Below are 13461 nucleotides of genomic sequence, written 5' to 3'. Positions count from 1 at the left end.
AGCTATCGCGCGGCCGCCGCGTCGTCGAGCTGAAGCTCGACGTAGGCCGTGACGACGTCGGTCAACGCGCGAAGCTCGCGACCGACGTCGACCGGTTCCTCGACGGCCATCTTGGCCACCATCGCGCCCATCAGCGTGGTCCAGATCAGGTTGCCCACCGCGTCGGCGTGTTTCTGGTCGAGACCCTCGGCCACGAAGCGGCCGAGCCGGGTCAGTGTGGAGAACAGCTCGGCCAGGTGACGTTGCTGAGCATCGGCGCGTCCGGTTCGGGTCGCAATCAAGATCTCCAACGCGGCAATGGATGTCGGACTCAGGAACGCGTCGGCGACCGCGTTGATCACCAGCTCGGTGCGCGCACGTCCGTGGTGCTCCCCCAGTGCGGCCTGAACATCGTGCAGGCAGGCCACTAGTTGTCCGAAGCCCTCGTCGACGACGGCCATCAACAACCCGTCCCTGTCACCGAAGTGGTACTGGATCACCCCCCAGGTCACACCCGCGCGTTCGGTGATGTGCTTGGCGCTCGCCGCGGCGAATCCCTCTTCCAGGACGCAGCACACCGTTTCCTCGATGACGAGCGCGCGGGTCCGATCCGCTCGGAGCTGCTTACCGTTCGGCGGGCGGCGCGGCGCGACGTTGGCGGCCTGCGGCATTCCCTACCTCTTGAAGCGGCCGGCGAACCCGCGCAACGGCAGGTCGGCACTGGTGATCAGCCCCGGCGGTGCGGCCACGACCGACCGGATGGCATGCAGCGCAGGCATTCCCGTGACCGTCATTCCGATCGAGGCGAAGGCCTCGGGGTTGGACAGGTCCACCCCGGGCTTCGGGAAGATCATGTGCTTGTTGTACACGCACGGGTCGCCCTTGATCTGGGTGATATAGCACCCCTTGATATCCCAATGCGGGTCGGTGTGCGGTGTCATCTGCCATTCCAGATGCGTCTCCACCCGCGGCACCCCGTCGACCATGCCCTGGTACTTGATGTAGTTCCCACCCAGTGAGCCCTTCGGCAGCTGATACCAACCGAGGTCCACATCCTTTGTGCAGGCGCCTAATTCGTAGCTGAACTTGACCTCGTCGAGTTTCAGATCGAAGCAGTCGGCCATCATCAGCACGCTGTCGGCGAAGACCCGGGTGTACTTCTCCAGCTTGCCCGGGATATCGGGATCGTCGACGGGCTGGCCGTACCCGACCTCGATCCAGGTGTCTTTGGAGTGATGGCACGACACGTCGACCGACTCGATCGTGGTGACGTTCTCGATCTCGGCGACGTCGGCCGAACACACCACGCCCAGAATCTGGTTGAGCCCGGGGTTCATGCCGGTGCCGTAGAACGTGGAACTGCCCTTGCGGCAGGCGTCCTCGAGGAGTTGGGACACGGGCTTGCCCGAGGGATGCGGATGGTTGGTGTCGCGGTGCCAGCCGGTGATCCAGTCGGCCGTGGTGACGATGTTGATGCCCGCCTCGAGGACTCTGATGTAGAGGTCCTCGTCGGGGAACACACCGTGGAACGTCAGGACGTCGGGTTGGGCGGCGATGATCTCCTCGATCGTGCCGGTGGCGCGCACCCCGACCGGTCCGATGCCGACGATCTCACCGGCATCCCTTCCGACCTTTTCGGGGGTGTAGCAGTGCAATCCGACGAGTTCGAGATCCGGATGCTCCCCGATCCGCTTGATCATCTCGGTCCCGAGGTTGCCTGTGGCCACCTGGAACACACGCGTCGGGCGGGCGAATTGTGCGGTCATCGGGTCGAACCTTTCTCGGACGACGTTGCGGCACCGGATGTTTGAAGGTCCGCGGCATTGCCGCCGCGGCCGTCGGGATAGAACTGGGTCGCCCACTTGCGTAGCGCGGTGAAACCCTCGTACTCGGCGGTCGCCAGCGCGGGCGGGTCGGAATAGCGCTGGTGCGACCAGATGTGCACGTCCTGAGTGAACTGGCGGATGACTTCGGCGCCGAACTCACCTGCCTTCTCCTCGGCCCGTTGGTCGTCGCGGCCGGGGGTGCGGCCGATGTAGACCATGAACCGGACATCCGACGTTCGGTCGTCCACGGGGGTGATCGCCGAGATCGTCCGGTTGTCAACCATGCCCCAACTCTTGGTCACCGCGATGCCGAGGCCGCCGTTGATGGCTTCCACACCGCTTCGCACGTCGTCGATCGACTGGGATTCGTCGCCTTCGAAGGTGATGGTGAAGTCGACATACGACCAAGGCTCGGCGAAGTCGTGACGAGTGAAGACGGGGATGATCGGTGTTTTGTGCACGAACTTGAAGTGCGCGAAGTCGACGCCGTTCTCGAGCACGTACTGAGGATGCAGTTCGAGTCCCTCGCGGAAGAGGGTCATCGGCGGGTAGTAGTCGGCGGCGGTGCTGGTGTCGCCGAAGCTGCCGAAGATGTCCGGCGCGTCGAAATATGGTGCCCGTCCGTCGATGTCGTGCCAGATGTAGATCGAGTCGTTGCGTTCGGCGACGGGGTAGCTGCGGATCCGCCTGCCGCGGTTCGGGCGGTCCTGGTACGGGATACAGACATTGCGGCCTTCGGTGTTCCACTGCCAGCCGTGAAACGGGCACTCGATGACTTCGCCCTCGACGTGGCCGCCGTATCCGAGGTGCGCTCCAAGGTGCTCGCAGTAGGCGTCCATCACCACCGCTTGGCCCGAAGACGTTCGCCACGCGATCATCTCACGGTCGAAGTACTTCATCCGCCGGACATCGCCGGGGTCGAGCTCTGCCGACCACGCGACCTGGAACCATCCGGTCGGCTTCATCGACAGGGGTGGCTTGGCCATCGACGTCCTCTCGGGCTGCGCTGCCACTGGGTCTCGGTCCGACAAATGATAGAGGACTCAATGTAAATTTGGCCAGGGTGATTTCGTTGCCGGCGGCCCTCACGCAGAATGACCTGGTGACCAACCGAATCCAGGAGCTCCTCGGCATCGACTTCCCCGTCGTGCAAGCGCCCATGACCTACATCGCGCGCGCCGAGCTCGCCGCGGCCGTCAGCGAGGCCGGCGGCCTTGGCATGATCGAGACGCTGACCGAAGACGGCCGCGCCGATCTGTACCGAGTGCGTGACCTCACCGACAAGCAGGTCGCCGCCAACCTGATGATCCAAGGCTGGAAGGCCGACCCGTCCATCGTCGACACCCTGGCCGCGGCCGGGGTGAACCACGTCTTCACCTCGGCAGGCGATCCCGCGTTGTTCACCGCACGCCTGCACGACGCCGGCATGACGGTCGTGCACGTCGTCGGATCCCTCAAGGGTGCGCGCAAGGCGGCCGATGCCGGCGTCGATGCGTTGGTGGTCGAGGGCGTCGAAGGCGGCGGGTTCAAGTCGCTGCTGGGCGCATCGACGATGGTGCTGCTTCCGTTGGTCGCCGAGAACGTCGACCTGCCGATCATCGCAGCGGGCGGCATGTGCGACGCACGGTCGGCGGCGGCGGCGCTGGTACTCGGCGCCGAGGGCGTCCAGATGGGGACCCGGATGCTGGCCAGCGTCGAGGCGGCCGTGCACGCGAATTTCAAGGATGCGATCGTGACGGCCGACGACTCCGGCACCGTGCTTCTGGCCATCCCCGGCAACCCGACGATGCGCGTCCTGCGCACCGGGCTGGCCGCGCGCGTCGCGGCTCACGAACCGGGCGCACGCTTGCTGGGCAAGATCACGGAGCTGTACTTCGACGGCGATATGAACGCCAGTGTGGCCAACACCGGTCAGGTCTCGTCCCGGATCCAGGAGCTTCTGCCGGTCGCGGACATCGTGCGGCGCACGTGGACCGAGATCGATGCGGCATTGACCGACGCCAAATCGAGGATGTAGCAGCCGGCGGGCTAGGCGACGCGCTCGTGGCTGCGCGCCACGCGTTCGGCTTCCGGACACACCGCGCGTTTGGTGCGCGGCCCACGGGCGCGCTGACGGAGCGCGACCATGGAGCCCGAGCGGACGACCCCCAGCGGCCCCGGGCCGGCGAACCGCGCGATACCGGAGACCCGCAGAGCGACAGCGGCCTTCGCCTGCCGGTAGCCGACACGGATGCCCGCCGCGGCGACGATGAGCAAGGCGGCGACACCCGGCAACGCCACGGCAGCCAGCGCCGTCAGCGATGCCGGAACCAGGACCGCCTCGATGACGTGCTCGAAGATCGACTTCGCACTCGCGGGCGCGGCGGCGGTGGTAAGCGGAACCGTTCCCGACACCGAGAGCGGCTGGACGGTGTCAGTGGTGGCCACCTTGCCCTGCACCGGGCGCGGGGCCATGGTGCCGAACAGCGATCCGCTGCCCGCGGGGGCCACGGGCCGCGTGGCTTCGCCCGGATGCGGTCCGACCAGGTTTCCTCCGGTCGGGGCGTTCACCTTCCTGGCATCCAGCGTGCCACTACCACCGATCAACGATTGGGGCGGACCGGACGAAGCGGGGATGCCCAGCATCGCGTAGAAATCCGAAGGTACCCGCGTGACTGCGCCCGTCACCGTGGTCAGCATGGTCTGCAGCGAGGTGATCGCATCTCGGATCGGCGTCTTCGATGTCTGCAGCGCGGCGAGCGACTCCGACCACGTCACCATCGCGCCGTTGATGGTGACGAACGCGTTGGTCAGCGGATCGGCCGTCTTGGCTTCCGGCGTCACCGGGGTGTCGACCTGAACGGCGGGCGTCGTGTCGGTCTGCGGGGCGGGCAACGCTGCGGCGTCGTCCGCGGCGGAGTTGGAGTCGGGTTGAGTGGCCGAACCGTCCGCGGGCACCGTCGGAACCGGAGCCTCGGCAGCGGGTTCGGTCTCCGTCGTCAGTTCCTGGGTCTCGGGGACGATTCCGCTTTCGGTCGTCTGCGGCCCGACGCCGAGTTCGTTCCCCTGTGGCTCGGCGGCGGTTGTGGTCTTGGCTTCCTCGGCGGGCGCGGTCTCGGAGTCGTCCGCGGTCACGTCGGCGTCCTCCGCCTTGGTCCCCGTGGTCACGGTCCTGTCGACGCCGCCCCGCACGATGGTCGTGGGGCGGGTGAACCCGTCCTGCCGCGACTGTGACTGCCGTGAGAAATCGGGAAGGCGGAGCCGGAAGCGCCGGTCGATCTTGGGCGTGGACTTGGTCGCCGTCCCGGCGGTGGCGCCCGAAGTCTCCGAGCCGTCGGTGCCGGTGGTGGAACCCTGGCTGGACCCGGTCGAGCCGCTCGTTCCCGCGCCACCGGTGCTTCCTGAGTCGTCAGCACTGGCGACAGCACCGGCGCCGCCGAACAGCAATCCGGCAGCGAGGACACAGACACCCGCCGTGACGCGCAAAGGTGACGTGGGAATGATCGCCTCCGTCCGAAAAGAGAACCCTCGTTCAGAGAGGGTTTGATAGACGATTGTTACACAGAATTAGCCCCGCAATACAGAGCTATTGGTGACGATTGCGGGCGGCCCGGTGCAAATCTTTGCCGACCGAAGAACCGTCGCGAATGGCGACTCAAGATCAACGCCGCCGCGACCGGTTCCGAACTCCAGGTCTCGAATGGCGACGACTGATTCGCTCCGCGGACAGCGGATCGGCTTGCGACGTGATCGGGGCAGGTCGGCGGTGGTGACCGCGCGGCCGTGACATTGCGACGTCCGTGCCGGAGACCCTCTCAGCGGTGCTCCCACTCCGACCGCGAGACTGATCCGGCCGCCAATTGATCTAGATGGTCTTTTGGTAGCCAAGAAAACGGTCCGCTGATCCAAAGACGCGTCGTTTTAAGCGGACAGTCTAAACAGCCCCGGCGCGGACGAGCGCTGACAAACTGTCCACGAACCGGTGGCGTGTGACGGCACCGCTCCGGTGAGGTCCGGTGGGAAGGCGGAACGCAGATGACGGTGAGCGCTGAAGGTGTGCGAGACAGCCGGGACAGCGACACCGAGAAGGAAGGGGTCCACTACGACCCCTACGACGCCGACCTCAACCGCGACCCCTATCCGATGTTCTCGCGGATCCGTGAGCACGCGCCGCTCTACTACAACGCCGAGCACGACTTCTATGCGCTGAGCCGCTACGCCGACGTCGACGCGGCACTGCTCGACCACGAGACGTTCAGCTCGGCGCGCGGGGCGGTGCTGGAGATCATCAAGGCCGGCCTGGACATCCCGCCCGGCACGCTGATCTTCGAGGACCCGCCGATCCACAACATCCACCGCAAGCTGTTGTCGCGGATCTTCACGCCCAGAAAGGTGAACGCGCTCGAACCCAAGATCCGTCAGTTCACCGCCCGCTGCCTGGACCCTATGGTCGGCGCGGGCCGCTTCGACTTCGTCAAGGACCTCGGTGCTGAGATGCCCATGCGGGTGATCGGCATGCTGCTCGGCATTCCGGAGGCCGACCAGGAGCACGTGATCGAACACGGCGAGTCGACGATCCGCACCGAACGGGGCGGCAAAATGACCGACAACCCCGACGGCCCCATCGCCACGGGTCAGGTATTCGCCGACTACATCGACTGGCGGGCACAGCATCCCAGCGACGACATCATGACCGAACTGCTCAACGCCGAGTTCACCGACGAGGCCGGGACGCTGCGGCGACTGGGCCGCGAGGAACTTCTGCTCTACCTGCAGGTGATCGCGACGGCCGGCAGCGAGACCACCACCCGGCTGATCGGCTGGGCCGGCAAGCTGCTCTCCGATCACCCGGACCAGCGGCGCGCGTTGGTCGCCGACCGGTCACTACTGCCTGGGGCCATCGAGGAGGTCGTGCGTTTCGAACCGCCCGCCCCGCACGTCTGCCGATATGTCACCCGCGACGTGACCTACTACGGCGATACGGTGCCCGGGGGCAACGCGATGATGTTGATCGTCGGCGCGGCCAATCGTGACCCGCGACGCTTCGGCGCTGACAGCGAGCGGTTCAATATCAATCGGCCGCCGCGTCAGCACCTCGGCTTCGGGGTCGGCACGCACTTCTGCCTCGGCAACGCGCTCGCACGATTGGAAGGACGCATCGCGCTGGACGAGATTCTCCAACGATTCCCGGACTGGCACGTCGACCTCACCGATGCCGAGCTCAGCCCGACGTCCACCGTCCGTGGATGGGAGTCGATGCCTGCCGTGGTGGTTTGACGGAAAGCGATACGCACGAAGATCAGTGTCTTCGCCCCTGACGAATTCGATTGCGTCGGCGGCGTTCAGCTGCCCGGCTACACGGGCCGCCTACCGGAGATAACACAAAGTGGAGGTAGCGAACATGCCAGAGTACGACTACGAAGAGATGAAACGGGAAGCCGAGCAACACATCCGGTTCGAGAAGGACCGCAAGAACCGGATCGCCTACATCACGTTCAACCGGCCCGAGGCGCAGAACTCGACGACGATGGGCATGCGCCAGCTCTACGCCGACATGATCCACAAGTGCAACGTCGACGACGACGTCAAGGTCGTCGTGATCCGCGGCGAGGGCGATGACTTCGGCAGCGGTGGCGACCTTCCCGAACAGCGGGGCATGCTGGAGAACCCTGGCATGCCGCTGCTGCACGAACTCGCGATCAACGACGACGACGTCAAGTACCCGCCCGGCGGTTCGTATCGCTACCTGTCGACGGTGACCGACTTCTACGCCAAGGCGCGTGCAGGCAATCGGCCCCTGCAGGAACTTCGCAAGGTCAGCATCATCGAAGCGAAGGGGTATTGCTACGGCTGGCATTTCTATCAGGCCGGCGACGCCGATCTGGTGGTCTCCTCCGACGACGCGCTGTTCGGCCATCCGGCGTTCCGTTATGTCGGGTGGGGGCCGCGATTGTGGTGGTGGGCCGAGACGATGGGCTTGCGCAAGTTCTCCGAAATGCTGTTCACCGGTAGACCGTTCAGCGCAAAGGAGATGTACGAGTGCGGCTTCCTCAACAGCGTCGTGCCCAGGGACCAACTCGAGGCCGAGACCGAGAAGTACGCCCTCGCCTGCTCGAAGTCGCGTCCGACCGACACGGTCGCGGTGCAGAAGACCTTCCTCGAGCTGTATAAGCAGCACAAGGGCGAGTACTTCGGCAGCCTGTTGACCGGCATGGTCGAGGGAATGCTGCCGATGATCCAGAACGACCAGCGCAACGATGTCGATCTCACCGAGGGCACCTTCGAAAAAGGGCTCAACAACGTGGTCAAGGACAACGACATGAACTTCCCGCCGGAGTGGCGGCTGAGCCGGTCGGGACGTAACAAGCCCTGACCGGCATGTCGGCGCTGACCGGCTTCCGGATCGTCGAGGTGGCAGAGCGGGTCGCCGGCGAATACTGCGGCAAGCTGCTGGCCGATCTGGGTGCCGATGTCGTCAAAGTCGAACGGCCCGGGCGGGGCAGTCCCACCCGGGCCATGGCGCCGTTAGTCGGTGGCGAGGACGGTCCCGAACGCAGCGCGCTGTTCGCCTACCTCAACACCAACAAGCGATCGGTCGAATTCGACACTGCCGCAACACATGAGCTGATCGCGACCGCCGACGCGGTGATCGACGACCACAGCGCGACCTGGGCCGCCGAGCACGGATTGTCGGCCGCGGAGGTCGCCCGCCGCCATCCCCACGTGGTGTTCTGCGCCGTCACGCCGTTCGGCCTCACCGCACCGGCGGCGCTCGACAACGCTGTGAGCCTGAACGTCTTCCACGCCAGCGGGTGGGGGTACCACACCCCCAGCCACGCCGATCCCGACCGGCCGCCGTTGAAGGGACCCGGCCGGTTCCTCGCCGACTACGAGGGCGCGCTCGACGCCGCCCTCTGTGTGATGTCGGCGCTGTTCGAGCGGATGCACACCGGCCGCGGCGAATACATCGACGTATCACAGCAGGCCGTCCTGGTGTCGCGTGCGGATTGCATCCTGGGCCGGTTCGTCACCGGGGAGATCGCGCCACAGAACCGCCGCGACGACTACGACCAGGCGGGACCCGCGACGTTCTTCGCCTCGCGCGACGGCTTTGTCTACCTCTACATGACCAACAGCACGCACTGGCTGGGCCTCAAAACGCTGATGGGGGCGCCGGCGTGGTTCGACGAATTCGACGACGACTGGCTGGAATTCGGCGTCACACCGGGGCGGGTCGCCGACTTCCGCAGCGGCTTCGTCGACTGGATGCGCGAGCGGCCCGGCGAGGACACCGCAGAAGAGGCGCAGCGACTCGGCGTACCCCTGGTGCCGGTCAACGGCGCGGCCGAACTCCTGCGCTCACCGCAGTACCGGCACCGTGAGTTCTTCTGCGAAGGTACCCATCCCGTGCTGGGCACGAGCGCCTACCCCACCGTGGGTTACCGGCTGAGCGCGACCCCGGCCCGGATCACTCGACCCGCACCGACGCTCGGCCAGCACACCGACGAGGTCCTGGCGGGACTCTCCCGCCCGCGCACCCCGCCCGCGGTGCGGAACCCGCAACTCAAGGCCCACGGTTCGCGGGGTGGACCGCTGCAGGGTGTGCGGGTCGTCGAGCTGACCAAGGTGTGGGCCGGGCCCTATGCCGGCAAGATGCTGGCCCTCCTCGGCGCCGAGGTGATCAAGGTCGAGTGCTCGGCCACTCCGGAGGAGATGCGCGCCTACGGCGGCACCGACATCAACCACGCGCCGTATTTCCTAAGCATCAACCCCGAGATCCTCAGCGTGGACCTCGACATCAAGACGCCCGGCGGCCGGAACGCGCTGTTGGCGTTGATTTCTCGCAGCGACATCGTGCTCAACAACCTGCGGCCAGGCGCAATGGAGCGGCAAGGCCTCGGATACCGGGATCTGACCGCGCTCAAATCCGACATCATCTCGGTGTCCGTCAAAATGTGGGGCAACGACGGGCCGCTGGGCCATCAGACCGGCTACGCGCCGTGTTTCGCCGCCCTGGCGGGCCTCGCCTCGCTGGTCGGTTATCCGGGCGGCCCTCCGCTCGGGGCGAGCATGCGTTACGGCGATTCCACCGTGGGTGCGGCCGCGGCGTTGGCCGCCGTGGCGGCGCTACTGCACCGGGAGCGCACGGGGCAGGGCCAATTCGTCGATGTCTCCGCCGTCGAAGTGCTCTCGTCGATGGTGGGTGACTGCCTTTTCGAGCAGAACCTGACGGGCCGGCTGTTGGGACCCGACGGCAACCGCCACCCCGACATGGCGCCGCACGGCTGCTACCCCTGCGCGGGCGCGGACTGGATCGCGGTCGCCGTCACGGACGACGATGCCTGGCACCGTCTCTGCGAGGGGCTCGGCGCCGATGAGCTCGCCGCCCGCTATCCGACAATCGCCGCGCGACGACGCGATGCCGAGGTTCTGGATGCGCAACTGAGCGCCTTGACCCGGGAACAGGAGGCGGGCGGTCTCGCCGAGCGGCTGCGCTGCGCCGGTGTGCCCGCGACCAAGAGCGCGACCGCCACCGAGGTGATCGGTGACGATTTGCTCTGGGACCGCGGCACGTATCGTTTCGTGTCCGACCGGGTCGAAGGCCAGCGGCCGGTGCTGGGGCCCTCATGGCTGATGACCCGTCCCGCACGCATCGAACGCGGCGCACCGAACCTGGGGGAACACAACGACTACGTGCTCGGCGACATCCTCGGGCAGGAAGTGAGGAAAACGTGACCGCGTTGGCCGGGACGGTGGCGCTGGTGACCGGGGCCAGCAGCGGGATCGGCGCGGCAACCGCCCGTGCGCTCGCCGCCGAGGGCGCCTCGATTGCACTGGTGGCGCGGCGGCGCGACCGGTTGAACGCGCTCGCCGATCAGATCGCGGCGGCAGGTGGCACAGCCCTGGCCGTGCCCGCCGATGTAACCGACGCCGATCAGGTGGCCGCCGCGGTGGCGATGACCGTCGACGAGTGGGGCCGCCTCGACACGTTGGTCAACAACGCCGGCTTGTTGCGCATGGGTGCCGCCGCGCACGCGCCGCTGGCCGATTGGGATGCCCTGGTCTCGGTCAACATTCGAGGCGTTTTGTACGCCACGCGAGCCTCGCTCCCCCATCTGATCGCGGCGGCCGCTGATTCGCCGCGGGGTGTCGCCGATATCGTCACGATCAGCTCGACGGGCGGGCGGGTGGCGCGGCCGGGAACCGCCGTCTATTCGCTGACCAAGTTCGGCGTCAACGCGTTCAGCGAGGGCATCCGCCAGGAACTCGTCGGCAACCGGGTCCGCGTGGGAATCGTCGAACCGGGAACGGTCGAAACCGAGATCTTCGATCACCTTGACCCGCAGGCTCTTACGGCTCAACGGGCCAGGACGTCCGGAATGGTCAAGCTGAGGCCCGAGGACATCGCCGACGCGGTGACGTACATGGTGACACGTGATAGGCGCGTCGCGGTCAACGAGATCCTCGTGCGAGCGGCGGAACAGACATGGTAAAGGTCGACTGGGTGCACGGTGACGCCACCGGCCTCGCGTTCCCCGCCCACCCCGAAGCGCTGCGCAAGGGCGGAACGGAGTTCCTCACCGAGGCGTTCCGCGCTTACGGTGTCTTGTCCGAAGACAACGAAGTGGTCGCGATCGAGCGCTTCGACCTGGTATCCGGCGGCAGCACCGGGCGCAAGGCCGTGCTGAAAGTGCGGTACGCGCGCGAGCATCCCGACGCGCGCACCGACCTGTTCGTGAAGTTCTCCCGCGACTTCGACGACGCCGTGCGTGATGTCGGGCGCACCCAGATGGAATCCGAGACCCGGTTCGCGGCGCTCACGCGCGCTGCGGCCTCTCCGATCGCGGTGCCTGCCACGGTGTTCGCCGACTTCCACCGTGAAACCGGCACGGGGTTGATGATCAGTGAGCGGATCGCGTTCGGCACCGGTGCGATCGAACCGCAGTACCACAAATGTCTCGACTACGAGATGCCCGAGCCGGCAACGCATTACCGGGCGTTGTTGACCGCGGTGGCGCGGCTGGCGGGAACCGAACGGTCGGGTCGGCTGCCCGCCGATCTGCTCGCGCAGTTCCCGGTGGACCTGCGGGCGGCGACCGTGGGCCAACCGCCGGTGTACACCGCCGATCAACTCGAGCGCCGACTGCGCCGGCTCGCCGAGTTCGTCGAACACCACGAGGGCCTGTTCGCACAGAACGTGCGCTCGTCGTCGTTCCTGTCTCAGATGACCGCGGATGCACCGGAGTTGATGAGGCGCGAAGCAGACGTGTGGCAGCAGCTGAGCGGAGATACCGACTACCTCGCGCTGTGCCACTGGAACGCCAACGTGGACAACGCCTGGTTCTGGCGCGACGACGACGGCGAGTTGCACTGCGGGCTGATGGACTGGGGCTGCGTCAGCCGGATGCACGTGTCGATGGCGGTATGGGGATCCCTGTCGGGAGCCGAGACATCGCTGTGGGACGACCATCTCGACGAGCTGCTCGAGATGCTCTGCAAGGAGGTGCTCGCAAGCGGTGGGCCGGTCCTCGACCCCGCCACGGTGGAGCGTCATCTGGTGTTGTACGCAACGCTGATGGGCGTCACGTGGCTGCTCGACGTGCCTGCGTTGATCCGCAAGCGGCTTCCCGACGCGGGCCCGCATACCACACGCACCGACCCGCGCATCCGGTCCGACGAGAGCGTGCGCGCGCCGTTGCAGATGCTGATCAATGTGCTGAACCTGTGGCAGACCCGCGGCCGGGCAGCGAAACTGGCTGGGCCTTAACGCATCAGCGCACGCACCTGTTCGCGAGCGAAGAACTCCTGGTCCTCACCCCACCCCCGTCGGCCGTCCCACCGCCAGTCGGTCAACGTCCAGAACGTCATCCGTCCGGGCCAGCCGAGCCAGCGCAACGCGGTACGCACGTCGCCTTCGGCGTGCAGGGCCCGGCCGTGGTCGTCTTCGGCGTCGAGCACCACCCGTGCGGGGGCGCCCGCGCGGCGGTCGAGCACGCGGCGCGCGCCGGTGACGAGTTCGCCCACCGTTCCGTCGCGCAGCAGGTATCCGCCGATCACACGGTCGACTCCAGAGCGGGTCGCCATCGTGATGGCGTGCCAACTCGATTCGGTGTCGGCGATGGCCCACAGGTAGTCACCGGACCGGCGGGCACCCGGGCGGTGCGGACCCCAGGTGCGGTCGCGCATCGAGAAGCAGTCGATGTCGAAGCGCTCGCCGTTCAGCGTCGCGGTGCCCCGCATGCGGCCCGGTTGGTCGAAGTGGCAGTGCTGCGGGGATGCCTCGCCGAGGACGTGCGGCGCCATCAGCGACGTCCACTCCAGATCCAGGTCGAGCCCCAGCTCCGAGTAGGACAGCCGGTAGCGGTGCATCGGGTCTTCGACGACGTGACGCAGCGAGTTCGGGAGCTGGAAGTCGGTGAAATCCAGTGCCCCCGTGGGGGGTTGGATCCAGCGCCAGTCGTAGAACAGGCAGTCGTAGGTCTGTTCGCCACTGGGGTCCCACATCGCGGGCCCGCCGCCGCTGGTCCCGGTGCGGACATCGTGGAAGTAGTACACGAACCCGTTGATGTCTCGTTCGGGGATCGCGAAGTTGAACCACCCGCTCTCGTTCCAGTTCGGGTCATCAGTGGCGGGGTGGAAGACCTCGTCGGCTGCGGTGATCGCGGCAGTTGTCATG

11 protein-coding genes are annotated in these 13461 nt (G+C 66.7%); 6 read left to right on the top strand and 5 right to left on the bottom strand.

Going from position 1 to position 13461, the window contains the following annotated elements; translation table 11 throughout:
• Positions 1-2 precede the first annotated feature (2 nt).
• The 3 genes from AU192_RS17060 to AU192_RS17050 are packed head-to-tail and all read right to left on the bottom strand — an operon-like array spanning position 3 to position 2791.
• Complete coding sequence (locus AU192_RS17060) at positions 3-650, bottom strand: TetR/AcrR family transcriptional regulator (protein WP_064398263.1); 648 nt, start codon at positions 648-650, stop codon at positions 3-5.
• Between the two features lie 3 nt (positions 651-653).
• A complete protein-coding gene (locus tag AU192_RS17055; protein ID WP_064398261.1) occupies positions 654-1745 on the bottom strand; it encodes an NAD(P)H-dependent amine dehydrogenase family protein in 1092 nt (363 codons plus the stop codon).
• Entirely contained in the window at positions 1742-2791 is a 1050-nt protein-coding gene (locus AU192_RS17050; RefSeq protein ID WP_064398796.1) for a Rieske 2Fe-2S domain-containing protein, read from the bottom strand. Before AU192_RS17050 ends, AU192_RS17055 begins: the two co-directional genes overlap by 4 nt.
• A gap of 116 nt (positions 2792-2907) precedes the next feature.
• Between AU192_RS17050 and AU192_RS17045 the strand changes: the two genes are divergently transcribed.
• Entirely contained in the window at positions 2908-3822 is a 915-nt protein-coding gene (locus AU192_RS17045) for an NAD(P)H-dependent flavin oxidoreductase (RefSeq protein ID WP_064398794.1), read from the top strand.
• An 11-nt stretch (positions 3823-3833) separates the two neighbouring features.
• Here AU192_RS17045 and AU192_RS17040 read toward each other — a convergent pair whose 3' ends face one another.
• A complete protein-coding gene (locus AU192_RS17040) occupies positions 3834-5270 on the bottom strand; it encodes a hypothetical protein (protein WP_064398259.1) in 1437 nt (478 codons plus the stop codon).
• 549 nt (positions 5271-5819) lie between these two features.
• Here AU192_RS17040 and AU192_RS17035 point away from each other — a divergent pair.
• The 5 genes from AU192_RS17035 to AU192_RS17015 all read left to right on the top strand — a co-directional run bounded on the left by AU192_RS17035 (position 5820) and on the right by AU192_RS17015 (position 12552).
• Positions 5820-7061 (top strand): cytochrome P450, encoded by a 1242-nt coding sequence (locus AU192_RS17035; RefSeq protein WP_064398257.1) that lies wholly within the window; start codon positions 5820-5822, stop codon positions 7059-7061.
• A 124-nt stretch (positions 7062-7185) separates the two neighbouring features.
• A complete protein-coding gene (locus AU192_RS17030) occupies positions 7186-8157 on the top strand; it encodes an enoyl-CoA hydratase/isomerase family protein (RefSeq protein WP_064398255.1) in 972 nt (323 codons plus the stop codon).
• Between the two features lie 5 nt (positions 8158-8162).
• On the top strand, positions 8163-10520 hold the full coding sequence (locus AU192_RS17025; RefSeq protein WP_064398253.1) for a CaiB/BaiF CoA transferase family protein: 2358 nt from the start codon (positions 8163-8165) through the stop codon (positions 10518-10520).
• Complete coding sequence (locus AU192_RS17020) at positions 10517-11278, top strand: SDR family NAD(P)-dependent oxidoreductase (RefSeq protein ID WP_064398251.1); 762 nt, start codon at positions 10517-10519, stop codon at positions 11276-11278. Before AU192_RS17025 ends, AU192_RS17020 begins: the two co-directional genes overlap by 4 nt.
• Positions 11272-12552, top strand: a complete 1281-nt coding sequence (locus tag AU192_RS17015) for a hypothetical protein (RefSeq protein ID WP_064398249.1) — start codon at positions 11272-11274, stop codon at positions 12550-12552. The genes AU192_RS17020 and AU192_RS17015 overlap by 7 nt, the downstream gene beginning before the upstream one ends.
• Here AU192_RS17015 and AU192_RS17010 read toward each other — a convergent pair.
• On the bottom strand, positions 12549-13460 hold the full coding sequence (locus AU192_RS17010) for a DUF7065 domain-containing protein (RefSeq protein WP_064398247.1): 912 nt from the start codon (positions 13458-13460) through the stop codon (positions 12549-12551). The genes AU192_RS17015 and AU192_RS17010 overlap by 4 nt on opposite strands.
• Between the last annotated feature and the right edge of the window lies 1 nt (position 13461).

Source organism: Mycobacterium lehmannii, assembly GCF_001499925.1.
In the GTDB taxonomy this organism is placed as follows: domain Bacteria; phylum Actinomycetota; class Actinomycetes; order Mycobacteriales; family Mycobacteriaceae; genus Mycobacterium; species Mycobacterium lehmannii.
The sequence above is the reverse complement of the archived record's forward strand: the minus strand, read 5'-3'. Positions and strand labels throughout refer to the sequence as shown.